Genomic DNA, 24038 nt, shown 5'->3' with positions numbered 1-24038 from the left:
CTTTTTCTTCGCTTTTTTCGGTGTAAGCCCGGCCGGTAAGGCTCGCGGCTTCGCCATGGGCGATGAATGAGCCCGCCGGTCAAGAAAAGGGGTCATGGTGAAAAGCTGTAATCACACCGTGACCCCTTGACATAGAACATTCCGCCATTCCGGAGAATCATCCAATTTGTGGGAACGCTCCGGATGGCAACTGCGTTCGGGCTGGCTCTGGTGTCGTTGGGGGCGATCGTTTGGTGCACCGTCGTAGCCAGACCGGTGGCGGGTCCCGTGCTGCCCAAGAGCACGGCGGTGCCCAACCCGTGGGTGGCGGCCGCCGCCCGCGCCGACCCTCTCGTGGGCTGGGCCCGCAAGGCCACCACCGAGGTGACGCTCACCAGGGCGACTGAGCGCGACCTGGACCCGGTGCCCAAGGGGCGGATCGATCCCCGCCAGCGACAGGTCAAGGTGACCGTCGTACACCGGCTCCAGATGGCCCCCAAGGACCCGCTCACCGAGGCGCTGCGCCAGGGCAGCGGGTTCCCGGGCACGCTTCAGCAGGTCACCGACGCAGCGTTCGGCGCGATCAAGGTGGGCGGGCCCGGGCTGGCACCCACGACGCGCCTGGCGCCGATCCTGACCTCCGATTCCACCGGGACCACGGCCAGGTTCGCCGTGACGCTGCTGCGGCAGGTCAAGGCGGACGAACTGCTGAAGCTCGACTTCACCGCGCCCGGCGCGGTCCCGCTGATCGTCACCTCGCGCTCGATCGCCGTGCTGCCCGGTGAGTGGACGGTGCTGCGACTGGCGGGGATCACGCCGGAGCGGGAGCAGGAGGAGCGGCTGGAGTTCACCATCGGGGCGTACCCGGTGAGCATGACGCTGGCGCCGGACTCGTTCGGGTTCGCCGACACGGTCGTGGAGGACGACTTCTCGTGGGCCACCGCGCTCGGCGTGCTCACCGCGATCGCTCTCGTCGCCTTCCTGCTGCGCTCGCTCGGGCGCGGGTGGTGGGCGCGGCTGGCCAACAGGGAGTTGTTCGTCGGGCTCGTCCTGGCGGCGCCCACGCTGCTGATCCCGCTGTTCGCCGAGGACTGGTCGGCGGTCGCGTACGTGATCCTCTTCGTCGCGGTGCCCGCGTTCGCGCTGCGGCACGCGGGACGGGTGCTGCCCACCAGCCCGCCGTGGAACACGCGCGACCTGCTGGTCGTGACCGGGCTGGGCGTGGTGGTCGGGCTCGGCATGCTGGCCTGGTCGTGGCTGCACGGACAGCTGCCGGGGCAGACGCTGCTGGCCGGAGGGGCGGTGGCGGCCGTGGCCGCGGCGGGGTCCGCGGTGGCGTTCAGCGTGGACCTGGGGGTCAGGCCGGTGATCGTACGGCTGGCCGTGCTGTCGGCCGAGGCCGCGATCGGACTGCTCGCGCTGGCGCTGTGGCTGCGGGCGCTGCTGACCGGGGTGTACCCGCCGGACAGCGTCCGGCTGGTGCTGGCGCTGAGCTGGGCGATGATCCCGGTCGCCGCCATCGCCGTGGCCACCAAGCAGTGGACGCGTGGCGCGGTGGCCGGCGCGGTGATCGTGAGCCTGCTGGTCCAGGGCTGGCCGACCGAATGGCTGGACTCGGGGTCGTGGAGCCTGGCGGTGTCGCAACCCGAACCCAGGATCGGCAGCCTGGTGCTCACCCCGCTCGTGCGCGGGGTGCTCGGGCTGCTGCTGCTGGGGTTCCTGATGCTGGTGCTGCGGCTGCGGCGGCTCGGCGACGAACTCGCGGCGATCGACAACCCGGTCGCCGAGTCGACCATGATCGCCGTGCTGATGGTGCTGTACATCACACCCGGCGGCAGCACGACCCTGGCGGACATCGACGTGCCGCTGCCGCTGCTGGCGATCACCTCGATCGTCGCCTGGGCGAGCGCGCGCTGGCTGCTCTCCGGGCCGCGCCTCGTACTCGCCGAGCCCGCCTCGCAGGAGGAGCACCGCCGGCTCGTCAGGGCCGCCCTGCACAAACGGCTGCTGCTGGTGGCCGAGCAGGAGCTGTACCGCGTGGGACGCGGCAGCATCGGCTCGGGTGAGATGTCGATGACGGACTTCGACGAGCGGCGGGACGCCCTGGAGGAGGCGCTGCGGCAGCACGGCCGGCACCCGGAGACCGCCTTCGCCACGGCCGCCGGCTGCACGCCCTGGCACAACGGCGTGCACGCCTTCGCCGTGAGCCTGCTGCTGAGCCTGCCTTTCGCGATCGTGTACGGGTGGCCGGACGGGGCCGACCTGACCAGCTTCATCTTCGACGCGCGCTACCTGATCACGCTGCCGGCCTTCGGCTTCCTGTTCGGCTACTTCTACCCGCGCCTGCGCGGCACCCAGCCGATGACCAAGGCCCTCCACCTGATCGCCGCGGCCCTGCTCACGGAGCTGTCCGGCTACCTGTCCACCCTGGTGGAGCCGGACATCGGGGCCTTCGACAAGGTGCAGGTGGTGGGGATCGTGGTGGGTCAGGTGACCATGGTCTGCGTCGGGCTGGGGCTGTACTGGGAGTGGCGCCTCATGCACCTGGCCGGGGAACCGTGGGCCCGGGTCCGCAACCTCCGCAGCGTCCGCAGCCTGGCGGCCCCCGCCCTGGCCATCGTCGTAGCGGCCGGCACCACCGCCGCCACCTCCGCGGCCGGCCAAACCGTCGACCGCATCCTCAAGGGCGACCAAATCACCACCACCGCCCCCCGCTAACCGCATGGCTCCGGGCCCACACCCCGCCTGGTGGGCTGGGGCACACCGCACCGGCACCCCGCCGACCCAGCGCCCGGCGGGGTGGGTGTGTGTCGTGGGTGGAAGGGTCAGCGGCGGGGGAGTTCGCTGCCGCGGACGTGGGTGCAGAGCCAGTCGACCAGGGGCCCGTACGCGCGCCACGTACGGGACACGCGCTCGCGCACCTCCGCCGTGTGCACCCACGGCTCCGGCTCCCAGCGCACCCCCGCGTAGAGCGACTTGTGCCGCAGCAGCTCGATCCGCGGATGGTCCTCCGAGAAGCCCCGCGGCTTGGTCTTGAGGCGCTCCCCGCCCAGCTCGTAACCGGCGGACACCAGCTCCCCCGTCATCGACTCCAGGGGCTTGCCGGTCAGGTCCTCGTCCACCGCGGCCCGGTAGCGGGCCACCTGGTCGGGCGCCTGGGTGTAGAAGCCCCCGGCCGTGTAGATCCCGGCCGCGCTCAGCTCCACGTAGAGCCCGATCCCCGGCTGGAGGTCCACGAACGCGCCCTGATGGGTCTTGTACGGCGATTTGTCCTTGGAGAAGCGCACATCACGATAGGGCCGGAAGAGCTGCGCCGCCCCGAACTCGGCGGCCAGCTCGTCCGTGAGTGCGAGCATCGGCTCCCGCACCGCCTCCTCGTAGAGGTGCTTGTGCCGCGTGAAGTAGGTCTTCGAGTTGTCCGCCTCGAGCCCCTCGTAGAACAGGAAAGCCTCATCAGGGAAGCCGCTGAAACCCATGCTCCCAAGGGTGCCACGCCGCACCGACACCTCGGGTCACCGCTCGGTGTACGTCCGGCCCGGCGACGGCGTCTTGCCGTAGAGCTCCGAAACCGTGACGAACGTGAAGCCCTTCCGGTCAAGGATGTCGAGAATGGCGGGCACGGCCTCCACCGTCGTGCGGTGGATGTCGTGCATGAGGACGATCGATCCGGACTTGGCCTCGCCGGCCCGCCGGGCCACGGCCGCGGGGACCCGGTGCAGCCAGTCGAGGGTGTCGACGCTCCAGAGGATCTCCGCCAGCCCCTCGTGGCGTGCCTCCGCGGCGACGGCGGCGTTGGTCGACCCGTACGGCGGCCGCATGAGGTGCATCCGCACCCCGGTCAGCTTGAACACGAGGTCGTTGGTGTGCTGGAGCTGCCGCCGCACGTCGTCGTGCGACAGCCCGGCGAGGGCGGGGTGGCTCCAGGAATGGTTGCCGAGCTCGTGGCCGTCCTCGACGATGCGCCGGACGAGCCGGCCGCCCTTGTCGGCCGCCACCATCTGCCCGATGACAAAGAACGTGGCCTTGACGTCACGCTTGCGCAGCATGTCGAGCAGCCGCCCGGTGTACTCGCCGGGCCCGTCGTCGAAGGTCAGGGCCACGCACTTGAGCTTCGCGCAGTCGAACTTGCGGCTGCGCGGCCAGCCGGACCCGTACTGCATCGACACCAGCCGCTTGGCGAGCACCGCCGGATCGACGACGGCCGCCTTGTACGGCACGATCGGCGCCTCGGTCTGATGGCGGCTCGCCACCGAGCACGTGACGCAGACTGCCAGAGCGAGCAGGGCCAGCGGCAAAGCCCATACGCGCATGGTTCCCCCCGAAGCGCCGCGCGCGGGGGCCTATGGATAGTCCTGAACCGGTTTCCCCCGCAATTCCCTGGCCAGGTCGTCCCACCAGAGTGGGATATCGGCCTGCAGTTCCTTGTAGCGGCGCGCCACGCGCATGGCACATCCGACCGGATCCGTACCCAGATGCCGACGTTTCACCGGTCCTTCCTGCCAACGGTAAAAACCATCTCTATACCGAACGACCAGGCCTATCCATACCGAGATAGTCGCTCCGTCCCCTACCTCGTACGCGCTGGTGACGCCCAGAGCGCGAAGCTCCGACTGGAGCTTCTCCGTCGCCGCGAGGGCCTCACTCACACGCCACCCCCTGCCCACATTCCGCCACACCAGGGATGTACCCAACAACGGACATCAGCCGTCCAAAGCATCAAGTAATCGTCAACGACCGCTGGGTGAAGCCGGGGGTCTGCTCCGAGGATCCCGTCCGGCTGTGGGGAGGCCGGTCATCGGCCGTCGGAGGGCCAGAGCGAGACGGTCGTCAGGCGCGCGTCCCAGGACACCGCCATCGCACACCTCCTGTCACGTCAACCTCACCGACCGCAAACATTACTGGCTGTTACCAAGGTTTTCCATGCCGTCCCGGAAGGAGAAGCAGCGGTTATTGGTCCTGGGTGTCGCGCGGCTCCGCGACGACCATCACGAACCTGAGGTCCTCGGTGCCCCGGTTGGCGTAGCGATGGGGCCGGTCGGCCGTGAAGAGCACGGCGTCGTCCTTGCCGATCACGTGGCTCTTGCCGTACACGGTGAGTGTCAGCTCCCCGTCCAGGACGGTCAGCATCTCGCGGGTGCCCGGCGGGTGGGCGTCGCCGTCGTGGTGCTCACCGGGCGGCATCCGCCAGTCCCACAGCTCCAGGATCATCGGCACGTCGGCGCCGACCAGCAGCCGCGCCCGCACGTCCCCCTGGTCGAACGTGACCACGTCGGCCTTGCTCACGATCCGCACCGTCGGCACGTCGGCGACCTCGACGAGCCGGGCCACGGTGACGCCCAGGGCGGAGGCGATCCGGGTGAGGGTGGAGACGCTCGGGTTCGTCCTGCCCTGCTCCACCTGGACCAGCATGCCTCTGCTCACCCCCGACCTGGCGGCGAGGGCGTCGAGCGTCAGCCCCCGGTGCGCCCGCTGGGCCCGGACGTTGCTGGCGATGGCCTGGTTGATCAGGTCTGGATCTTCCACGCAGTGCAGTCTAGTGAATCCGATTTGCAATGGAATGTACTCTGTGTGTTGTACTGACAGTGCAACCTGTTGAACCAAAGGGGGGAATACCGGTGACGGTGATCCTGGCGACCGCCTGCGCGGTGGTGTACGGCACGGCCGACTTCTTCGGCGGCCTGGCCACCCGCCGATCCCAAGTGCTGTCGGTCGTCGTGCTGTCGCAGATCGCGGGCCTGGTGCTGATCCTCGCCCTGCTGCCGGTGCTGCCCGGCACGGCCGGCGCCGCGGCCCTGTCGTGGGGCCTGGCGGCGGGCCTGGCGGGCGCGGCCGGGCTGGTGCTGTTCTACCGGGCGCTGGCCACGGGCGTCATGTCGGTGGTCGCCCCGACGACCGCGGTCACCTCGGCGGCGCTGCCCGTGGTGTTCGGGCTGGCGACGGGCGAGCGGCCGGCGTTCTGGGCGCTGGTGGGCATCGCGCTGGCGCTCTGCTCGGTGCTGCTGGTCAGCCAGGACAGGTCCACGGACCGGCAGGGCTCCCTGGCATCGGTGCTGACCGCGCTGGCGGCCGGGGCCGGGTTCGGCGGGTTCTTCATCCTGCTGGCCATGGCGCCGGACGATGCCGGGCTGTGGCCGCTGGTCGGCGCCAGAGTGTCGTCGATCACGACGGTGGCGCTGCTGGCCCTGGTCACGCGGCGCGCGCTCAGGCCCGGCCCGGGCTCCCTGCACATCATCGTGGCGGCGGGCGTGCTCGACATGGCGGCCAATGTCCTGTACCTGCTGGCCCAGCAGGACGGCCTGCTCAGCCTGGTCGCCGTGCTGGTGTCGCTGTACCCCGCGAGCACCCTGCTGCTGGCCAGACAGGTGCTGGGAGAGCGGCTGCGGGCCATCCAGGTGGCCGGTGTGGCCTGCGCGCTCGGGGCGGTGGCGCTGATAGCCGTTGCGCAGCACCTCTAGCGCTTGCTACGTTTCGCCCGTGCGCCCTGACCGGGCACCTTCGGACGGCGAGTCGCTACGGCACATCGCGGTGCCGCACGACTCGGACGAGACCTTCGTGAGGCTCGCCACCCCGCGCGTGCGTTCCGCCCTCGACGAGGGCAGGCACGTGCTGGTGATCACGTGCGCGGACAAGCTCGCCCTGCTGCACGACGCCCTCGGCCGTGACGCCGGGCGCATCGACAGCAGGGTCTCGACCGGCTGGTACGGGCACCCGTACCGCACCCTGGCCGCCTATCACGAGTACACCCGCGACCGCCGCACCCTCGTCATCGGCGAGCCCGACTGGGAGGGCAGGAGCGAGCGCGACATCAGGGAGCTGATCCGCTACGAGTCGGTGGTCAACGCCGCGCTCCGACCGGCGGCGGCGATCATGATGTGCCTGTACGACGTGCGCCGCGCCCCCAGGACCGCGCTCGACTTCGGCCCGGTCAGCCACCCGTTTCTCCTGGGCGCGGACGGCGAGGCGTCCAGCACCCGCTTCGTCGAGCCCCACGAGCTGGTCCTGAACGCCGACCGCGCGCCCCTGCCCGCGCCAGCCGACGGCGCCGAGACCATCCCCTTCACGGCCCGGGAGCTGAAGCGGCTGCGCCAGAGCGTGGGCGACTACGCCAGAGCGGCCGGCATGGATCGCAACCTGATCACCTCGCTCGTAATCAGCGTGTCGGAGATCGCCGCGAACAGCATCGAGCACGGCGCCGGACACGGCATGATCACGATGTGGGTGAGCGACGGGGAGCTGGTCTGCGAGGTCGCCGACCCGGGCGGCGCCCTGGACGACCCGTTACCCGGCTACATACCACCTGAGCCCGAATCCCCTCGGGGATACGGGCTCTGGATCAGCCGGCAGCTCTGCGATCTCGTACAGCTGCGCAATGAAGGCGGCGTGTTACGCGTCCGCCTTCATTTCATGATGGGGTCGTAGGGGTCTTCACGCGGCGCGCTGGGCGGGGAGCCGTACGGCGCCTTCCTCGCGGGCGTACTCCTCGAGCATGCCGCGCAGCTGGCGGCGGCCCCGGTGGAGGCGGGACATGACCGTGCCGATGGGCGTGCCCATGCGGTCGGCGATCTCCTTGTACGCGAACCCCTCCACGTCGGCCAGGTAGACGGCCACGCGGAAGTCCTCGGGCAGCGAACGCAGGGCGTTCATCACGACGCTGTCGGGCAGCCGGTCGAGCGCCTCGGTCTCGGCCGAGCGCAGGCCCGTCGAGCTGTGCGACTCGGCGGCGTGCAACTGCCAGTCCTCGATGTCCTCGGCGGCCGACAACTTGGGCGAACGCTGCTTCTTGCGGTAGTCGTTGATGAAGTTGTTGGTGAGGATCCGGTGCAGCCACGCCTTGAGGTTGGTGCCCTCCCGGAACTGGTGGTACGAGGTGTACGCCTTGGCCACCGTCTCCTGCACCAGGTCCTCCGCGTCAGCGGCGTTGCGGGTGAGGCGCATGGCGGAGGCGAACAGCTGCGACGTCACGGGCACGACATCGCGCTCGAACCAGTCCTGACGCTGCTCATCGGTCATAGTGATCAATTCATTCCCCCTTGCGCTATCCCCCGTTTCGGCACAAGCCGCCTGCGGGCGGTTTCCATCATGGCAAGTCCCAGGTAAGGGACGCGTTAGAGGTTCCGCCTTGGTCAGAGGGGGTTTCCGTCCATCTGCTCGCGGCGTGTGTCGTCACGTCCACGGCCGGACAAGTCTCAGTATCATAACACTACCCACCCAATTTCGCAGTAATAGTGGCAAGAGTCACATGGGATAGCGTATGGGCATGAGTTTTGTGGACCGTCACGACCTTGCTTCGCGCCACTGGGTGACAGACGCCATACGCAAGGTCGAGGCCGATGCCAACCGTAGCTGCGACACACATCTGCACGTCTTTCCGCTTCCCTCGCACTGGGGTGTAAACCTCTACTTGAAAGACGAGTCGGTACACCCTACGGGTTCACTCAAACATCGACTTGCTCGGTCCCTGTTCCTCTACGGCCTGGCGAACGGCTGGATCGGGCCCGCCACGACGATCGTGGAGGCATCGAGCGGATCCACGGCCGTCAGCGAGGCGTACTTCGCCCGCCTGCTGGGCCTGCCGTTCATCGCGGTCATGCCCGCGTCCACGTCGCCGGAGAAGTGTCACCTCATCGAGTTCTACGGCGGGAAGTGTCACCTCGTGACGGACCCCGGCGCGATCTATGACGAATCTCACCGTCTGGCCGCCGAGACCGGCGGCCATTTCATGGACCAGTTCACCTACGCGGAGCGGGCGACCGACTGGCGCGGGAACAACAACATCGCCGAGTCCATCTATTCCCAGATGTCCATGGAGCCCCACCCGGAGCCCTCCTGGATCGTGGTGGGCGCCGGCACCGGCGGCACGTCGTCGACCATCGGCCGCTACATCCGCTACCGCCGCCACCCCACCCGCCTGGCCGTCGTCGACCCGGAGGGCTCGGCCTTCTACCCGAGCTGGGTCTCCGGCGACACCTCGGTCACCGCGCGGGGCTCCCGCGTCGAGGGCATCGGCCGCCCGCGCGTGGAGCCCTCGTTCCAGCCGTCCGTCATCGACCGCATGATCGCCGTCCCCGACGCCCGCTCGATCGCCGCCATGCACTGGACGCGCGAGGTCACGGGCCTGGACGTCGGCGGCTCCACGGGCACGAACATGGCGGCCTGCGTGGACCTCATCCAGGAGATGCGCTCGGCGGGCGAGCAGGGCAGCATCGTCACCCTGGTCTGCGACAGCGGCGACCGCTACCGGGGCACGTACGGCAACCCGGGGTGGCTCGCCGACCAGGGCCTGGACGTCGAACCCCACCTGGACGAGCTCCGCGCGTTCCTGCCGGACTGAGCGGGCTCAGGCCTTGGCCGGGTCCACCTCGAAGAGCTTGGCCACGTCGTCCAGGATCGCGTGCGCCCCCTGGATGCCCACCGCGGTCATCCAGGTCAGGTCGGCGACATCGTGCTTCTCGCCCTTGAGCTTGCCCCAGAGCGGGTTGTTCACGAACTTCTCTTTGGGCCCCTCCGCCGACGGATCCTGATATGTCGAGACGAAGATGTGGTCGGCGTCCAGGTCCGCGATCCGCTCCTGGCTGATGTCCACCGCGATGGCGCCCTGCTCGGTCGGCTGCCCCTCGGGCCGCGGGAACCCGACATCCTTCAACACCAGCCCGGAGTAGGACTTTTCAACATAAAGCCTGACTGTCGGCTCGCCGGCGAACCGCACGACCGAGATCGTCGGCAGCTCGCCGCTCTTCGCCTTGATGGCCGCGCCGATCTTGGCCGCTCGTCCCTCATACTCCTTGATCCTGGTGTCGGCGAGCTGCTCCTTGCCCAGGGCCTGTCCCATGAGCCGGATGTTCTCCTTCCAGATGGCCCCGGTGGTCTCGCTGAAGACGGTCGGCGCGATCTTGGACAGCTTGTCGTACAGGGCCTCGTGCCGGACCTTCGCCGAGACGATCAGGTCGGGCTTCAGCGCCATGATCTTCTCCAGGCTCGGCTGCTCCAGCGAGCCGACCGGGGCGGCCTCCTTGCCGTACTGCTCGGCGACGGTCCCCAGGTAGGCGGGCAGCTTGTCGTCGAGCGACCGGTACGTGGTGTACCCCACCACCGGCGTCTCCAGCGTGAGCACCGCGTCGACGAAGCTCTGGTCGAGCGCCACCACCCGCTTCGGCTGGGCCGGGATCACGGTCTCGCCCATCGCGTGTTTGACGGTCCTGAACGGGGCACCGGAGGCAGGAGCCGCCGCGCTCCCCCCGGAGGCGCCGGAGGAACCACAGGCCGCGAGCCCCGTCACAAGGAGAGCCCCGACCAGCATGCGCAACGGTCTCATAAGATCCCTTTCCCGAATCCCAAAGTAAGGTAACCCTAAATTAGGTTAGCCCTGCCTAAGCTGGCATACTTCACCGTGATCGGGCAAATGTTGAGGAGGACGTGGGTGAGTGCGACCGCTGTGGCCCCGCGCCTCCATGGCATCCGGCACAGGCGGCTCACCGTTCTCCTCGCGCTGCTGGCCGCCGTGCTGGTCGCGATCGTGCTGAGCATCACGGTCGGCTCCAAGTCCGTGCCGCTCGCCGACGCCTGGCACGCCCTCACGGCCCCCACCGGGACCGAGAACGACATCGTCATCCGCTCGCTGCGCCTCCCCAGGACCGCCTTAGGCGTTCTCGCCGGGATCGCGCTCGGCGTGGCGGGCGCGCTCATGCAGGGCCACACCCGCAACCCGCTCGCCGACCCGGGGCTGCTCGGCGTCACGCAGGGGGCGGCGTTCGCGATGGTGTCCTCGATCATCCTGCTCGGCGCCTCCAGCCTGCTCACCTACATCTGGTTCGGCCTGGCGGGCGCCCTGGTCGCCAGCGTCGGGGTGTTCGCGCTGGGCATGGTGGGCGGCAGGGGCGGCCCGACCCCGGTCACGCTGGCGCTGGCGGGCACCGCCGTGAGCGCCCTGCTGTACGCGCTGACCTCGGCCATCGTGCTGCTGGACGAGCAGGCGATGGACGTCTTCCGCTTCTGGCAGGCCGGCTCGATCGCGGCCAGGGGCTCGGACGTGGTCTGGCAGGTGCTGCCGTTCATCCTCGTGGGCCTGGTGCTCGCGATGGTCAACGCGCCGGGCCTGAACGCGCTCTCCCTCGGCGAGGACGTGGCCAGGAGCCTCGGCCAGAACATCTCCACGACCCGCACCGTCGGCGTCGCCGCGGTCACCCTGCTGTCGGGCGCGGCCGTCGCGGCCTGCGGCTCGCTGGCGTTCGTGGGCCTGATCGTGCCCCACCTCGCCCGCCCGCTGTCGGGCACCGACCACCGGTGGCTGCTGCCGTTCTCGGGACTGATCGGCGCGGCGCTGCTGCTGCTCGCCGACGTGATCGGCCGCGTGGTGGCCCCGCCGGGAGAGCTGGAGGTGGGCGTGGTGCTCGCGCTGATCGGCGCGCCGTTCTTCGTCGCGCTCGTCAGGCGCAGGAAGCCAGTGCGACTGTGATGACCGCTCTTTCCCTCCGCGTCGGCGCCGTGTCCTGGCGGGTACGGCTGCGCGGCGTCGCCGTCTCCCTGATCGGCCTGGTCCTGATCGTCCTGCTCATGGCCATGAACATGCGCATCGGCGAGATCCGGATGACGCTGCCGGAGGTGATCTCCGGCACGTTCGACGTCAACAGCGCCGCCCACTTCGTCATCATGGAGCTGCGCCTGCCGCGCGCCCTCACCGGCGCCCTCGTCGGCGCGGCGCTCGCGCTGTCCGGCGCGATCATCCAGTCCATCGCGCGCAACCCGCTCGCCAGCCCCGAGATCCTCGGCGTCACCACCGGCGCCTCGGTCACGGTCGTGGCCGGCGTCGTGGCCAGCGGCAGCGCGTACGGCGGCGCCAGCGGCCTGCTGGCCACCGCCGGCATCCCCGCGCTGGCCCTGCTCGGCGGCCTGATCGGCGCTGCCGTCGTGTACGGGCTGGCGTGGCGGCGCGGCCTGGACGGCTACCGGCTGGTCCTGGTCGGCATCGGCGTGGCCGCCGTGTTCACGAACATCAAGTTCTGGCTCCTGACCGTCGGCGACGTCAACGACACCGGCCGCGCCATGGTCTGGATCAGCGGCTCGCTCAACGGCCGCGGCTGGGAGCACGTGCTGCCCACCGCGCTGGCCCTGGCCGTGCTGGTGCCGCTGACCCTGCTCGGCACCCGCTCCCTCGACGCCCTGCGCTTCGGCGACGACACGGTGACCGCGCTCGGCGTCCGCACCAACCTGTCCCGCGCCCTGATGATCCTGGCGGCCGTGCTCTTGGCCGCCGTGGCCACCGCCTCCGCCGGCCCGATCGCGTTCGTGGCCCTGGCCTCGCCGCAGATCGCGCTCAGGCTCACCCGCTCCGCCCAGCCGCCGCTGCTGTGCTCGGCGGTCGTGGGCGCCGTGCTCACCACCGCCGCCGACCTGATCGCCAGGACCGCGTTCTCCCCGCTGGAGCTGCCGGTCGGCATCGTCACGGCCGTGCTGGGCGCCCCTTACCTGATCCACCTGATCTGGAGGTCACGCAAATGAGGCTGCAGGCCGCCGGCGTCAAGCTCGGATACGGCGAACGCCTGGTCGTCGACGGGCTCGACCTCGGCATCGAGGCGGGCACGGTGACCACGATCATCGGCCCGAACGGCTGCGGCAAGTCGACGCTGCTGCGCGCGCTCGGCCGCCTGCTCAAGCCGCAGGGCGGCGAGGTGCTGCTGGACGGCAAGCGCATCGACAAGATCCCCACCCGCGAGGTGGCCAAGATCCTCGGTGTGCTCCCCCAGGCGCCCAGCGCCCCCGAAGGGCTGACCGTGGCCGACCTGGTGGCCAGGGGCAGGCATCCGCACCAGACGTGGTACCGGCAGTGGTCCTCGGACGACGAGGGCGCCGTCGCCGCCGCCCTGGACATGACGGGCCTGGCCGACCTGGCGGAACGGCCGCTGGACGAGCTGTCGGGCGGGCAGCGGCAGCGGGCGTGGATCTCCATGGCCCTGGCCCAGGGCACGGACCTGCTGCTGCTCGACGAGCCGACCACGTTCCTTGACCTGGCGCACCAGGTGGAGGTGCTGGAGCTCGTACGGCACCTGCACCAGGAGGCGGGCCGCACGGTCGTCATGGTCCTGCACGACCTCAACCTGGCCGCCCGTTACGCCGACCGGCTGGTGGCCATGCGCGCCGGGCGGGTGGTCGCCGCGGGCACCCCGCACGAGGTGCTGACCGAGGACCTGCTGGGCGAGGTGTTCGAGCTGGACGCCAAGGTCATCGAGGACCCGGTGGCGGGGACGCCGCTCGTGGTTCCGATCCGGCCGCGTTCGCACCCCGCGGAGCCGCGAGCCTGACCCGCCACGGCGGCGATCACGCCTCGGCCAGCGCCCGCCTGACCTCCTCGTCGTCAGGGGCCAGCTCCGCGGCCCTGAGCAGGTCGTCCCTGGCCTTGTCCGCCAGCCCCGCGGCCCGGTAGAGCACGGCCCTGTTGAACAGCAGCTCGGCCGTCTCCGCCAGCTTCAGCGCGTGGGTCAGGTCGGCCAGCGCCGCGTCGTGGTCGCCGCTCTCGAAGGCCAGCTCGGCCCGGCCCGCCCAGGCCGCCACCAGCTCGGGGTCGGCCTCCAGCGCCCCGTCGAACGCGGTCCGCGCCTCCGGGCGCCTGCCCTCGGCCAGCTCCACCTGCCCGAGCACGCACAGCAGGTGGGGGTCGCGGGGCGTCAGCCCCAGCCCGCGCACCACGTCCTCCCTGGCTCTGGCGTAGTCCCCCATCACCACATCGATACCGCTGCGGTTCACGTACGCGGGCGCGAACTCGGGGTCCAGCTCCAGCGTGTGGTCCAGGTCGGCGCGGGCCCCGTCGAGGTCGCCCGCAGCGAACCGGACCTCGGCCCGGTTGTAGTACGCCTCGGGGAAGGGCGGGCTGAGCCGCATGACCGCCTCATAGTCGGCCAGCGCCTCCTCCGACCGGCCGAGCCGGTGCAGCAGGTTGCCGCGTTCGAGGTAGTAGTCGGGGTAGCCGGGATCGGCCTCGACGGCCCGCGTGTAGCCGGCCAGCGCCTCCTCCGTCCGGCCCGCCATGGCCAGGAGCTGCGCCCTGTTGGCGTGCAGCACGAGCCGGTGGATCGGGTGCTCGCCGGCCAGGTCCGTCTCGGCCAGGTCGATGGCCCGCTGCACCAGCTCCATGGCCGCCTCGTGACGGCCCCTGCGCACCTCGACCAGGGCCTTGCCGTTGAGGTCGAAGCCGAGGTGGAAGGCCCGCTCGCGGCGGTCCGGCAGCAGCGACGTGATCGTGATCGCCTCGTTGATCCAGGCCAGGGCCTGCTCGGGGTCGCGCCGGGCGGGGTCGTGGTGGCGTACGAGGATCATGGCGGTGGCGTACGCGAAGGTGGCGCGGTGCTTGGGGTCGGTGCTCACGCGCCTGGCCCGGTCGTAGAGCTCGCGGGCCTCGTCCTCGCGCTCGATGGCCTCCAGGGCGCCGGCGACGCGCTGCAGGAGGTGCTGCCAGCCCTCCGGGTCGTCCTCGTACGCCATCCCGCGCAGCACGGCCAGGCCCGACTCGGCCATGGCGTGATGGAAGCCCTCGTCGCGGTAGCGGTCGAAGTCCGCGCACAGCGGTCCGGTGCTCGGGGCCGGCGGGCCCTCGTCGATGCGCAGCAGCCCAGGGTCGAGCCTGCGCCGCAGCACGGCCACCAGCTCGGTGTCGGTGTGGTCGGCCGCGCCCAGGTTCGTCACGGTGAGCGCGAGCGGGCCCGCGTCGCGCAGGTGGTCGCGGACGAACTCGGCCAGCCCGTTCGCGATCCTGAGGCTGCGCCGGGCGCCGGGCACGAGGATGCGCTGCCCCGTGGGCAGGCGGCCGGCCAGCGAGCTCCTGCGCTCGGGGACGGACTCGCGCAGCTGCGGCGCGGCGGTGCGGATCTCGATGTCGTGCGCGGCGACCAGCTCCGGTCGGCGCTCCAGCGCCCGGGGGATGAGATGGCCGAGGAGCCCGGCCGCGAAAGTGTAAGGGCCGCCGATCCGGCGGTCGGCGTCAAGGGAGATCGTGTCCACGAACGGCCTTTCCGTGCTGGCCGGCGCCCCACGAGACGCCGGCCGGGCGGCTCAGGCGCTGTGCCTCGGCGCGGCCGCGGCGGTCGGCTTCACGGTTCCTGGCCGATGAACGACGATCTTCTTCATGGCGCCCCTTTGCGCAGAACGAGCGATCATTGATGACCGCTACATGTCAGCACAGGGAAAAGCCCTCGAACAATTGTTTATCTGGTAATGGCTATTCCCTCGTCAATTACCGCGCGCCCGAATCGTGTTCGCCTCACTCGCCCAGGATCGCGTCCACGAACACCTCGGGGTCGAACGGCGCCAGGTCGTCGGGCCCCTCGCCGAGCCCCGCGAGCTTGACCGGCACCCCCAGCTCCCGCTGCACGGAGATCACGATGCCGCCCTTGGCGGTGCCGTCGAGCTTGGTCAGCGCGATGCCGGTGATGTTGACCACCTCGGCGAACACCTGGGCCTGGCGCATGCCGTTCTGACCCGTGGTGGCGTCGAGGACGAGCAGCACCTCGTCGACCGTGGCCTTCTTCTCGATGACCCGCTTGACCTTGCCCAGCTCGTCCATGAGGCCGGTCTTGGTGTGGAGGCGGCCCGCGGTGTCGACGATGACCACGTCGACCTTCTCCTCGATCCCCTTGGCGACGGCGTCGAACGCCACGGAGGCCGGGTCGCCGCCCTCGGGTCCGCGAACGACGTCGGCCCCCACCCGCTCGCCCCACGTCTGGAGCTGGTCGGCGGCGGCCGCGCGGAACGTGTCGGCCGCGCCGAGCACGACCTTCTTGCCGTCGCCGACGAGCGAGCGGGCGAGCTTGCCGGTGGTGGTGGTCTTGCCGGTGCCGTTGACGCCCACGATGAGGGCCACCGCGGGCCGCTCGCCGTGCTTCTGGACGTGCAGCGTGCGGTCGAGGTCGGGGTTGACCTGGGCCAGCAGCTCCTCGCGCAGCAGGCCGCGCAGCTCCTCGGGGGTGCGGCTGCCCAGCACCTTGACCTTGGTGCGCAGGTCGTCGACGATCACCCGGGTCGGCGCGACGCCGACGTCGGCGGTGATCAGCTTCTCCTCGACCTCGTCCCACACGTCGTCGTCGAGGCGGTCGCGGGAGAGCAGCTCCAGGAGGCCGCGCCCGAGGGCGCTCTGCGAGCGTGCCAGCCGCGAGCGCAGCCGCACCATCCGGCCCGCGGACGGCGGCGGCACCTCGATCTCGGGCGTGACGACGGCCGGCTCGGCGGGCTTGACCGGTGGCGGCAGCGTGGTGGTCGCGCCTTCGCCCTCCTCGCCCGCCACTCCCGCGGGCTTCTCCTCCTGCTCGGGGAGCACGGGAGTCTCTGGCGGTTTGACCGGCGGGGCCGCCTTGCGACCCGGCTTGAAGTACAGCAGAAGGCCGCCGGCCGCCAGCAGGGCGACGACGGCCACGATCACTATGACGCCGAGGTAACCATCCACAAGATGTCAGTTTTCCAGATCGACCGGCATGGTCATGCCCAAGGCACCACCGATCAGGCCCAACTCACGCCCTCAGACCGGCTGTCCGGCGCGCCGCCACCACGTGGAGCGCAGTGGGGTCAGGCCGGCTCGCGTTCGCGGAGCCGCTGGCTGACGACCTGCGTCACGCCGTCCCCGCGCATCGAGACGCCGTAGAGCGCGTCGGCGATCTCCATCGTGCGCTTGTTGTGGGTGATGACGATCAGCTGCGAGCTCTGCCGCAGCTCCTCGAACAGCCTCAGCAGCCGCTGCGTGTTCGTGTCGTCGAGCGCCGCCTCGACCTCGTCCATCACGTAGAACGGCGAGGGTCGCGCCTTGAAGATGGAGATCAGGAACGCCACGGCGGTCAGCGAGCGCTCCCCGCCCGACAGCAGCGACAGCCGCTTGACCTTCTTGCCCGGCGGCCTCGCCTCGACCTCGATGCCGGTGGTCAGCATGTCGGCCGGCTCGGTCAGCACCAGCCGTCCATCGCCGCCCGGGAACACCCTGGTGAAGATCTGCTCGAACTCCCGGGCCACGTCCTCGTACGCCGAGGCGAACATCTGCTCCACCCGGTCGTCGACCTCCTTGACCACGAGCAGCAGGTCGCGCCTGGTCTTCTTGAGGTCCTCCAGTTGCGAGGTGAGGAACGCGTGCCGCTCCTCCAGGGCCGCGAACTCCTCCAGGGCGAGGGGGTTGACCTTGCCGAGCTGGTTCATCTGCCGCTCGGCGGCCCTGGCCCGCTTCTCCTGCTCCTCGCGCACGTACGGCACCGGCGGGTCTCCCGGGACCGGGACCTCGGGCCCGTACTCGGAGATCAGGGCCTCGATCTCGACCCCGAACTCCTCCAGCGCCCGCTGCTCCATCTGCTCCAGCCGCAGCCGCTGCTCGGTGCGGGCGACCTCGCTGCCGTGGACGCGGTTGACCAGCTTGTCCAGCTCCTGGCCGAGCTCGCGGACGCGCAGGCGCACCTGCTTGAGCTCGGCGTCGACGGCCACCCTGGCGAGGTCGGCCTCGTCGCGCTCCCTCGACGCGAGCCGGACGGAGGACTCGAGCTCCCTGAGCACCTGCTTGGCGCCCTTGCTGACGGCCTCGGCCACGGCGGCCTGCTGGCGGCGCCTGGCGCGCTGGGCCGCGGCCTGGGCGCGGTCCTGGCGCTCGCGCTGGGCGGCCCGGACGAGCCCGTCGGCGCGGCCCTCGATGCCCTTGACCCGCTCCTCGGCGGTGCGGACCTGGAGCCGGGTGTCCATCTCGCGCTGCCGGGCGACCTCGCAGGCGCCGGCCAGGTCGTCGCGGAGGTCGGTGGTGGGCTCGGACTCCAGCTCCTGGGCGTATTCGGCCTCGGCCAGGCGGACCTCCAGCTCGGCCACCTCCTCCAGCCCTTCGGCGCGGGCCTCCTCCGCCTTGGTGACGCTCACGGCCAGGCGCTCGGCCTCGTCGTGGGCGGCGTTGGCGGCGGCCTCGAGCTGGGCCAGGCGCTTGGCGGCGGCGGCGTTGCGCTGGTCGGCCTCCCGCTGGCGGCCCCTGACCTGGTCGAGGGTCCCCTGGACGGCGCTCACGCCCGCCTGGGCGGTGGTGACGGCGGTCTGGGCCTCGTTGGCCTTCGCCTGGGCGGCCTCCAGCGCCGTCTGGGCCGTCTGCTCCTGCTCGGCCGCCTGGTCGAGGGCGACGGCCGTCTCCTCGGCCCGGCCCTCGGCCTCCTCCAGGTCCCTGACGGCCTCGTCGAACGCGGCCCGTACCTGCAGCACGGAGGTGCCGCCCTCGGAGCCGCCGCTGGCCAGGTGCGCGCTCAGCAGGTCGCCCGCCTTGGTGACCGCCCTGAGCTCGGGGTGGCTCTCGACGACCGCGCGGGCGGCTTCGAGGTCGGCCACGAGCACGACGTCCGCGAGGACGTGGTCGAGGGCGGGCCGCAGGTGGTCGGGGACCGTGACGAGGTCGGCGGCCCACCGGCCGCCCTCGGGAGCCGCCGTACGGGTGCGCCGGGCCCTGTCGTCGTCCGCCCCCACCAGGAGGGTCGCCTGACCCGAGCCCTGGGTGCGCAGCAGGTCAAGGGCCTCGACGGCCGTGTCGAGGGACTTGACCGCGATGGCCTCGGCGACCGGGCCCAGCACGGCCGCCACCGCCGGCTCCGCGCCGGGCGTGACCTGCATCGAGGCGGCCAGCGGCCCCAGCACCCCGGCCAGGTCGGCGTCCAGCAGGGCCGCGCCGCCGTCGCCCTTGGCGAGCCCCAGCTCCAGGGCGTCACGGCGGGCGATCAGCGCGGCCACGGACCGCTGGGCCTCCTGGTCGGCGGCGCGCGCGGTGGTCATCCCGGACTTGGCGGCCTGCAGGGCGGCGCGCGGCGCGTCGAGGCCCGCCTTGGCCTCCTCGGCCGCCGCGCGCGCCTCGTCGGCGACCGCCCTGGCCTCCTCCACCAGCTCCTGCGCCGTGGCCAGCTCCTCGGCGAGCGCGGGATCGACCGCGGGCTCCTCCAGCCGCTGCGCCTCCAGGTCCTCCCTGGCCCGCCGCTCGCGCCCGGCCGCGTCGGCCACGGACTGCTGGAGCCGTCCGATCTCCTCCTCGGCGGCCCGCGTCCGGCTCCGTACGGAATCGACCTGGCCGCGCAGCTTGGCCAGCCCTTCGCGGCGGTCGGCGGCGGCCCGGGCGGCCAGGGCGAGGCGGTGCTCCTCGGCGCTCAGCTCGGCCTCGGCCTCGGCCCGCCGCTGGACGGCCTCCTCCAGCAGCTCCTGAGCCTGCTCCAGCTCGGCACCGAGGATCAGCTCCCGCTCGCGCACCTCGGCGGCCTCGCGCTCGAGGTCTTCGGGGTCGCGGCCGCGGCGCTCGATGGCGGCGGCGTCGAGCGCGTGCCGGTGGCGCTCGGCGGCGAGCTGCGCCAGGCCGGTGATGCGCTCGCGCAGCGACGAGAGCCGGAAGTACGTCTCCTGCGCGGCGCTCAGCCGCGGCTGGGTCTCGGCCTCGGCCGTCTCCAGGGCCGCCTCGCGCTGCTGGCCCTCGGCCAGCTCGGCCTCGACCTGGTTGCGCCTGGCCGTGATCGCGGCCTCGTCGGCGGCCTCGCGCTGCAGCGTCGTACGCAGGATGCACACGTCGTCGGCGAGCAGCCGCAGCCGGGCGTCCCGCAGGTCGGCCTGGATGACGGCGGCCTTGCGGGCGATCTCCGCCTGCCGGCCCAGCGGCTTGAGCTGGCGGCGCAGCTCGGTGGTGAGGTCTTGCACGCGGGTCAGGTTGGCCTGCATGGAGTCGAGCTTGCGCAGCGCCTTTTCCTTGCGCTTGCGGTGCTTGAGCACGCCCGCGGCCTCTTCGATGAACGCCCGCCGGTCCTCGGGCCCCGCGTGCAGGACGGCGTCGAGCTGGCCCTGGCCGACGATCACGTGCATCTCGCGGCCGATGCCGGAGTCGGACAGCAACTCCTGGATGTCGAGCAGGCGGCAGGTGTCGCCGTTGATCGCGTATTCGCTCTGCCCCGACCTGAACATCAGCCGGCTGATCGTGACCTCGGTGTAGTCGATCGGCAGCGCGCCGTCGGTGTTGTCGATGGTCAGCGTCACCTCGGCGCGCCCGAGCGGCGGCCTGGAGGAGGTGCCGGCGAAGATGACGTCCTCCATCTTGCCGCCGCGCAGCGACTTGGCGCTGTGCTCGCCCATGACCCAGGCGAGGGCGTCGACGACGTTGGACTTTCCCGAGCCGTTGGGGCCGACGACGCAGGTGATGCCCGGCTCGAGACGCAGGGCGGTCGCTGAGGCGAAAGACTTGAAGCCGCGCAGGGTGAGGGTCTTCAAATACAAGCGCGACCCCCTTCTCCCTGATGCGGACTTCGGAAAGCCTACTGGTCCTCACTGCCCCACGCGGGCCGCTACAGTCCACGACTGCCCGGCCCGCGTAAAGGAAGCTTTCCGAATATGCGCAAATAACAAGGGACGCCTCTCCGAGACGTCCCTGGGGTCTTGCGCTCCGATCACTCTCAGGTGAGTGCCGGCTCGCGCTCTTGCATGCGGCTTAGTGCCTCATCACGGGTTTGCGCCGCAAGAGCGTCATTGGTGGCCTGAAGTCGGATGAGTTCTGCCTCCAGATCCCGGATACGCTGCTGCAGGCGGCGCATCTCCGAGACCATCCGAGGGTCAGGACCGCCGACGTGGCCGAGTAGAGCCTTCGCCATGGTAAAGGGTCCTCCACGCTGAGTGACCAGACTGGTTCGCGCACTTCTTATTCCGCGGGAGGGGTGCGCGTGGTACCTAACAAGAGTCGCACCGGCAGTGTGGGCGGTCAAGTCGAACGAACCGCTGAGCCCTACTGATGGGCACTCCCGACATACAACTATACCCTATTTGGGCGGTTTAACGGAAGTCGCTACCGCTCCACAAATCCACCCAAACTACCTCGGGGTTCACTCCAACGTTCCACTACTCCATCGACCCTGCCCGGCGTGTCGCAACCTCTGAGCAGCGCCAGCAGCTTGACGCACGCCTCGCGCGGGCCCTCCACGACCACCTCCACCCGTCCGTCCTCGGTGTTGCGCGCCCATCCCACGAGCCCCAGCTCCAGTGCGCGCGCCCGGGTCCACCAGCGGAACCCCACCCCTTGGACCCTGCCCCGTACCCAGGCGGTCAGCCGTGAATTGTCATTGTTTTCCTGCATTTCATCTCCCGTCAGGCCACAAGGGACTCCATCCGGTGTGCGTGCCCGACCGCCGCCTCGTCGAACGCCAGCACGGCCGCGGTCTCGGCCGCCTTGACCCAGGCCAGGCCCATGATCGACGGGCTCAGCCCGGTGACGGGGACGAAGCTCACGTCGGGCCGCCGGTGGTGGGCCGCCGTCGGCGTGCAGAACAGCATGCCACCCCGGTCGAGCGCCACCTGGGTCAGGCCCTCCTGGCTGGTCGCCACGGTGCCGGCCTGGGGAATCGGACGTCCGGAAGGGGTTACGGACGGTGCGATCCGCTCGCGGTAGGCGCGCGGGGCGGGGCCGTCCAGGCCGATCAGGGGGACGTTCACCAGCTCTTCCGCGGCGATGGCGGGGCGGGCGGCCAGCGCGTGGCGGGTGGAGACGCCCAGTTGGTAGGAGACCTCGTTCAGCCCCTCGCCGGTCGCCAGGTCCGGCTCGTTCACCGGGAGCAGCGTGAACGTGAGATCCACCTGCCCGGCCCGCAGCTTGCCGAAGGGGTCCGAGAGCGGGATCTCGACCAGCTCCACCTCGCACTCCGGATACCGGCGCTCGAAGGCCCGCACGCTGCCGGTGACGACCTCCGTCGGCGTGGCCAGAAAACCGACCCTGAGCCGGCCGGTCACCTCGCGGGCGGCCGCCTTGGCCCGGCGCACCGCGTTCGCCAGGCCGTCGTAGGAGGGGCGCAGGTCGGCCAGGAAGCGCTCGCCCAGCGGCGTGAGGCGCACCCTGCGGCTGGTGCGCTCGAAGAGCCTGCCGCCGATCCTGGTCTCCAGCGAGCGCATGAGCTGGCTCACCCTGCCGGGCGACAGGTAGAGGCGCTCGGCCGTACGCGCGAAGTGCAGCTCCTCGCTGAGCACCACGAAGCACTCCAGCTCCCTGAACTCCATCCCCATCACCTCGGATCGCTTAGCCTGCCTAAACCAAGCCTTCGGACTTCGTCATTGTTCCCGTCCGCCGCCGAACCCGAGGCTGAGGGGCATGACCACTACTGATGTCTCCCCCGCCGTCCGGGCGCGCTGGCTCGCCGTGTCGTCGGTGGCGGTGGGCACCTTCACCGTCGTGACCAGCGAGATGCTGCCCGTCGGCCTGCTGACCTCGATCGCCGCCACCCTTGAGGTGTCCGACGGGACGGCCGGGCTGATGATGTCGGCCCCGGGGCTGGTCGCCGCCGTGTCCGCGCCGGTGCTGGCGCTCACCGCCCGCCGGCTGGACCGGCGGGTGATCTTGATCGGGCTGATGGCGCTGCTGGCGGTGGCCAACCTGGTGGGCGCGTTCGCGCCGAGCTATCCCGTCATCCTGGCCGCCCGGGTGCTGACGGGGGTGAGCATCGGCGGGTTCTGGGCGTTCGCGGCCGGCCTCGGGACGCGGCTGGTGCCGGAACGGTCCGTCGGGCGGGCCACGTCGATCATCCTGGCCGGGGTGTCCGTGGCGTCGGTGCTGGGGGTGCCCGCGGCGACGTTCGTGTCGTCGTTCGCGGGGTGGCGCAGCGCGTTCGTCGCGATGGGAGCGGTGGCGCTGGCCCTGACCGCCGTCCTGTACGCGACCCTGCCGCCCCTTCCCGGCGAGGCCCCTGCCCGAAGTGCCGGATCCCGGCGCGGATGGCTCTCGGGGCCGCTCAAGACCGTCCTCGTCCTGACCGTGCTCGTCATGTCCGGCCACTTCGCGGCCTACACCTACGTCCGGCCGTTCCTGGAGCAGGTCTCGCACGCCGGCCCCGCCCTCGTCAGCACGCTCCTGCTCCTGTATGGCGCCGCGGGCGTGGCGGGCAACTTCGCCGCCGGGGCATGGGCGGCCAGGAACCCCAAGCCGGTCCTGATCGCTCTGGCCGCCCTCATCGCGCTCGCCACGGCGGCCCTGGCCTCGATCGGCCTGCCGCTGGTCGTGCTGCTGGTGTGGGGCTTCGGTTACGGAGGCGTCGGGGTGACCCTGCAGCTGTGGATCATGCGCGCGGGCGGCGGGGAGCTCGGCACGGCGCTCTTCGTCGGCGCCTTCAACGTCTCCATCGCGCTCGGCGCGTTCGCCGGCGGCCGGGTCGTGGACGGGGTCTCGATCTCCGCCGTGATGTGGCTGGGCTCCGGGCTCGCCGTTCTCACCGCGGTCGTCGCTGGCATCTGGGGCAGGAGTAGGACGAGCGGTTCATGAACGGCTCGCGCCTGATCGCGGTGCCGCAGCGGGAGCAGGGCAGGTCGCGCCGCCCGTAGACCTCCAGCGAGCGCTCGAAGTAGCCGCTCTCGCCGTTGACGTTGACGTACAGGCTGTCGAACGAGGTGCCGCCCTGCTGCAGCGCGGAGGACATGACGGCGCGGACCCCGGCCAGCAGCTCGGCGATCTTGGGACGCGTGAGCGTCTGCGTCTGCCGGGCCCCGTGCAGGCGGGCGATCCAGAGGGCCTCGTCGGCGTAGATGTTGCCGACGCCGCTGATCAGCGACTGGTCGAGCAGCGCGCGCTTGATCTCCGTGTGCCTGGCCCTGAGCCTGCCGGCGAACTCCGCGTCGTCGAACACCGGCTCGAACGGGTCGGGGGCGATGTGGGCGATCGGCTCGGGAACGCCATCGGCCAGGCCGGTCAGCATGACGTGGCCGAACGTCCGCTGGTCGACGAAGCGCAGGTCGGGACCGCCGTCCTCGAAGCGGAGGCGTACCCGCAGGTGCTTCTCCGGCGGCGAGTCGGGCTCGACGACCAGCAGCTGGCCGCTCATCCCCAGGTGGGCCAGGAGGGCCTCCTCGGCGCCCGACAGCGGGAGCCACAGGTATTTGCCGCGCCGCTCGGCGGACAGCACCGCGCGGCCCTTGAGGCGCGCGGCGAACTCGTCGGCTCCTGGCGCGTGCCGCCTGATGGCGCGGGGGTGCAGCACCTCCGCCGAGGCGATCTCGCGCCCGGTGACCCACTGCGCGAGGCCGCGCCTGACGACCTCGACCTCCGGTAGCTCAGGCACCTCAGACCCTTTCGTGTGGCT

The 24038-nt window shown here is 71.0% G+C and carries 20 protein-coding genes; 8 read left to right on the top strand and 12 right to left on the bottom strand.

Features of this window, described 5'->3' with window-relative positions; genetic code table 11:
• The first annotated feature begins 183 nt into the window (after window positions 1-183).
• Window positions 184-2697: a hypothetical protein gene (locus ACWDRB_RS54490; protein WP_449908436.1), complete on the top strand. Its 2514-nt coding sequence runs from the start codon at window positions 184-186 to the stop codon at window positions 2695-2697.
• 107 nt (window positions 2698-2804) lie between these two features.
• Here ACWDRB_RS54490 and ACWDRB_RS54485 read toward each other — a convergent pair whose 3' ends face one another.
• The 3 genes from ACWDRB_RS54485 to ACWDRB_RS54475 form a co-directional block, all read right to left on the bottom strand.
• Window positions 2805-3455: a DUF2461 domain-containing protein gene (locus ACWDRB_RS54485; protein ID WP_449908434.1), complete on the bottom strand. Its 651-nt coding sequence runs from the start codon at window positions 3453-3455 to the stop codon at window positions 2805-2807.
• A 36-nt stretch (window positions 3456-3491) separates the two neighbouring features.
• Window positions 3492-4289 (bottom strand): polysaccharide deacetylase family protein, encoded by a 798-nt coding sequence (locus ACWDRB_RS54480; protein WP_449908432.1) that lies wholly within the window; start codon window positions 4287-4289, stop codon window positions 3492-3494.
• 637 nt (window positions 4290-4926) lie between these two features.
• Entirely contained in the window at window positions 4927-5502 is a 576-nt protein-coding gene (locus tag ACWDRB_RS54475; protein WP_350729761.1) for a helix-turn-helix domain-containing protein, read from the bottom strand.
• Between the two features lie 92 nt (window positions 5503-5594).
• On the opposite strand from ACWDRB_RS54475, the gene ACWDRB_RS54470 reads away from it, so the two are divergent.
• The gene (locus ACWDRB_RS54470; RefSeq protein ID WP_350729759.1) at window positions 5595-6434 is read left to right on the top strand and encodes a DMT family transporter; all 840 of its coding nucleotides are present in this window, start codon (window positions 5595-5597) and stop codon (window positions 6432-6434) included.
• A 19-nt stretch (window positions 6435-6453) separates the two neighbouring features.
• Window positions 6454-7398 carry an anti-sigma factor RsbA family regulatory protein gene (locus tag ACWDRB_RS54465; RefSeq protein WP_449908429.1) on the top strand — a complete coding sequence of 315 codons (945 nt, stop codon included), beginning with the start codon at window positions 6454-6456 and terminating at the stop codon, window positions 7396-7398.
• A 6-nt stretch (window positions 7399-7404) separates the two neighbouring features.
• On the opposite strand, the gene ACWDRB_RS54460 is transcribed toward ACWDRB_RS54465, so the two are convergent.
• A complete protein-coding gene (locus ACWDRB_RS54460) occupies window positions 7405-7989 on the bottom strand; it encodes a sigma-70 family RNA polymerase sigma factor (protein WP_185068057.1) in 585 nt (194 codons plus the stop codon).
• Window positions 7990-8236: 247 nt separating this feature from the next.
• Here ACWDRB_RS54460 and ACWDRB_RS54455 point away from each other — a divergent pair, with 247 nt between their 5' ends.
• Window positions 8237-9310, top strand: a complete 1074-nt coding sequence (locus ACWDRB_RS54455) for a PLP-dependent cysteine synthase family protein (protein ID WP_449908427.1) — start codon at window positions 8237-8239, stop codon at window positions 9308-9310.
• A 6-nt stretch (window positions 9311-9316) separates the two neighbouring features.
• Here the strand turns inward: ACWDRB_RS54455 and ACWDRB_RS54450 are convergent, their stop codons facing one another.
• Window positions 9317-10159 (bottom strand): ABC transporter substrate-binding protein, encoded by an 843-nt coding sequence (locus ACWDRB_RS54450; protein WP_449908425.1) that lies wholly within the window; start codon window positions 10157-10159, stop codon window positions 9317-9319.
• Window positions 10160-10396: 237 nt separating this feature from the next.
• Between ACWDRB_RS54450 and ACWDRB_RS54445 the strand changes: the two genes are divergently transcribed.
• From ACWDRB_RS54445 to ACWDRB_RS54435, 3 genes are read left to right on the top strand one after another with little or no spacing between them, the layout of a single operon-like run.
• The gene (locus ACWDRB_RS54445; protein ID WP_363975972.1) at window positions 10397-11431 is read left to right on the top strand and encodes a FecCD family ABC transporter permease; all 1035 of its coding nucleotides are present in this window, start codon (window positions 10397-10399) and stop codon (window positions 11429-11431) included.
• Entirely contained in the window at window positions 11431-12474 is a 1044-nt protein-coding gene (locus tag ACWDRB_RS54440; RefSeq protein WP_350729749.1) for a FecCD family ABC transporter permease, read from the top strand. The genes ACWDRB_RS54445 and ACWDRB_RS54440 overlap by 1 nt, the downstream gene beginning before the upstream one ends.
• A complete protein-coding gene (locus tag ACWDRB_RS54435; RefSeq protein WP_355208939.1) occupies window positions 12471-13274 on the top strand; it encodes an ABC transporter ATP-binding protein in 804 nt (267 codons plus the stop codon). The genes ACWDRB_RS54440 and ACWDRB_RS54435 overlap by 4 nt, the downstream gene beginning before the upstream one ends.
• Window positions 13275-13290: 16 nt before the next feature.
• Here the strand turns inward: ACWDRB_RS54435 and ACWDRB_RS54430 are convergent, their stop codons facing one another.
• From ACWDRB_RS54430 to ACWDRB_RS54405, 6 genes are all read right to left on the bottom strand, one after another.
• Entirely contained in the window at window positions 13291-14967 is a 1677-nt protein-coding gene (locus tag ACWDRB_RS54430; protein WP_449908422.1) for a tetratricopeptide repeat protein, read from the bottom strand.
• A gap of 259 nt (window positions 14968-15226) precedes the next feature.
• Window positions 15227-16405: a signal recognition particle-docking protein FtsY gene (gene ftsY, locus ACWDRB_RS54425; protein ID WP_355208933.1), complete on the bottom strand. Its 1179-nt coding sequence runs from the start codon at window positions 16403-16405 to the stop codon at window positions 15227-15229.
• Window positions 16406-16524: 119 nt separating this feature from the next.
• On the bottom strand, window positions 16525-20205 hold the full coding sequence (gene smc / locus ACWDRB_RS54420; protein ID WP_449908420.1) for a chromosome segregation protein SMC: 3681 nt from the start codon (window positions 20203-20205) through the stop codon (window positions 16525-16527).
• A gap of 176 nt (window positions 20206-20381) precedes the next feature.
• Window positions 20382-20576 carry a hypothetical protein gene (locus ACWDRB_RS54415; protein ID WP_090938435.1) on the bottom strand — a complete coding sequence of 65 codons (195 nt, stop codon included), beginning with the start codon at window positions 20574-20576 and terminating at the stop codon, window positions 20382-20384.
• A gap of 191 nt (window positions 20577-20767) precedes the next feature.
• Window positions 20768-21055, bottom strand: coding sequence for an acylphosphatase (locus ACWDRB_RS54410; RefSeq protein WP_350729740.1), 288 nt, complete (start codon window positions 21053-21055; stop codon window positions 20768-20770).
• 11 nt (window positions 21056-21066) lie between these two features.
• On the bottom strand, window positions 21067-21969 hold the full coding sequence (locus tag ACWDRB_RS54405) for a LysR family transcriptional regulator (RefSeq protein WP_449908418.1): 903 nt from the start codon (window positions 21967-21969) through the stop codon (window positions 21067-21069).
• A gap of 91 nt (window positions 21970-22060) precedes the next feature.
• On the opposite strand from ACWDRB_RS54405, the gene ACWDRB_RS54400 reads away from it, so the two are divergent.
• Complete coding sequence (locus ACWDRB_RS54400) at window positions 22061-23224, top strand: MFS transporter (protein ID WP_449908416.1); 1164 nt, start codon at window positions 22061-22063, stop codon at window positions 23222-23224.
• Here the strand turns inward: ACWDRB_RS54400 and mutM are convergent.
• Window positions 23172-24017 carry a bifunctional DNA-formamidopyrimidine glycosylase/DNA-(apurinic or apyrimidinic site) lyase gene (gene mutM, locus ACWDRB_RS54395; RefSeq protein WP_363975993.1) on the bottom strand — a complete coding sequence of 282 codons (846 nt, stop codon included), beginning with the start codon at window positions 24015-24017 and terminating at the stop codon, window positions 23172-23174. The genes ACWDRB_RS54400 and mutM overlap by 53 nt on opposite strands.
• Window positions 24018-24038 lie beyond the last annotated feature (21 nt).

Source organism: Nonomuraea sp. NPDC003707, assembly GCF_053587055.1.
This window is presented reverse-complemented; position numbering and strand designations above follow the sequence as displayed.

What these genes read in the sequence shown, in the direction of transcription:
- ACWDRB_RS54490 (WP_449908436.1), top strand. Translation starts at nt 184, where the DNA reads ATGGCAACTGCGTTCGGGCTGGCTCTGGTGTCGTTGGGGGCGATCGTT.
- ACWDRB_RS54485 (WP_449908434.1), bottom strand. Translation starts at nt 3,455, where the DNA reads ATGGGTTTCAGCGGCTTCCCTGATGAGGCTTTCCTGTTCTACGAGGGG.
- ACWDRB_RS54480 (WP_449908432.1), bottom strand. Translation starts at nt 4,289, where the DNA reads ATGCGCGTATGGGCTTTGCCGCTGGCCCTGCTCGCTCTGGCAGTCTGC.
- ACWDRB_RS54460 (WP_185068057.1), bottom strand. Translation starts at nt 7,989, where the DNA reads ATGACCGATGAGCAGCGTCAGGACTGGTTCGAGCGCGATGTCGTGCCC.
- ACWDRB_RS54455 (WP_449908427.1), top strand. Translation starts at nt 8,237, where the DNA reads ATGAGTTTTGTGGACCGTCACGACCTTGCTTCGCGCCACTGGGTGACA.
- ACWDRB_RS54450 (WP_449908425.1), bottom strand. Translation starts at nt 10,159, where the DNA reads ATGGGCGAGACCGTGATCCCGGCCCAGCCGAAGCGGGTGGTGGCGCTC.
- ACWDRB_RS54440 (WP_350729749.1), top strand. Translation starts at nt 11,431, where the DNA reads ATGACCGCTCTTTCCCTCCGCGTCGGCGCCGTGTCCTGGCGGGTACGG.
- ACWDRB_RS54435 (WP_355208939.1), top strand. Translation starts at nt 12,471, where the DNA reads ATGAGGCTGCAGGCCGCCGGCGTCAAGCTCGGATACGGCGAACGCCTG.
- ACWDRB_RS54415 (WP_090938435.1), bottom strand. Translation starts at nt 20,576, where the DNA reads ATGGCGAAGGCTCTACTCGGCCACGTCGGCGGTCCTGACCCTCGGATG.
- ACWDRB_RS54410 (WP_350729740.1), bottom strand. Translation starts at nt 21,055, where the DNA reads ATGCAGGAAAACAATGACAATTCACGGCTGACCGCCTGGGTACGGGGC.
- ACWDRB_RS54405 (WP_449908418.1), bottom strand. Translation starts at nt 21,969, where the DNA reads ATGGAGTTCAGGGAGCTGGAGTGCTTCGTGGTGCTCAGCGAGGAGCTG.
- ACWDRB_RS54400 (WP_449908416.1), top strand. Translation starts at nt 22,061, where the DNA reads ATGACCACTACTGATGTCTCCCCCGCCGTCCGGGCGCGCTGGCTCGCC.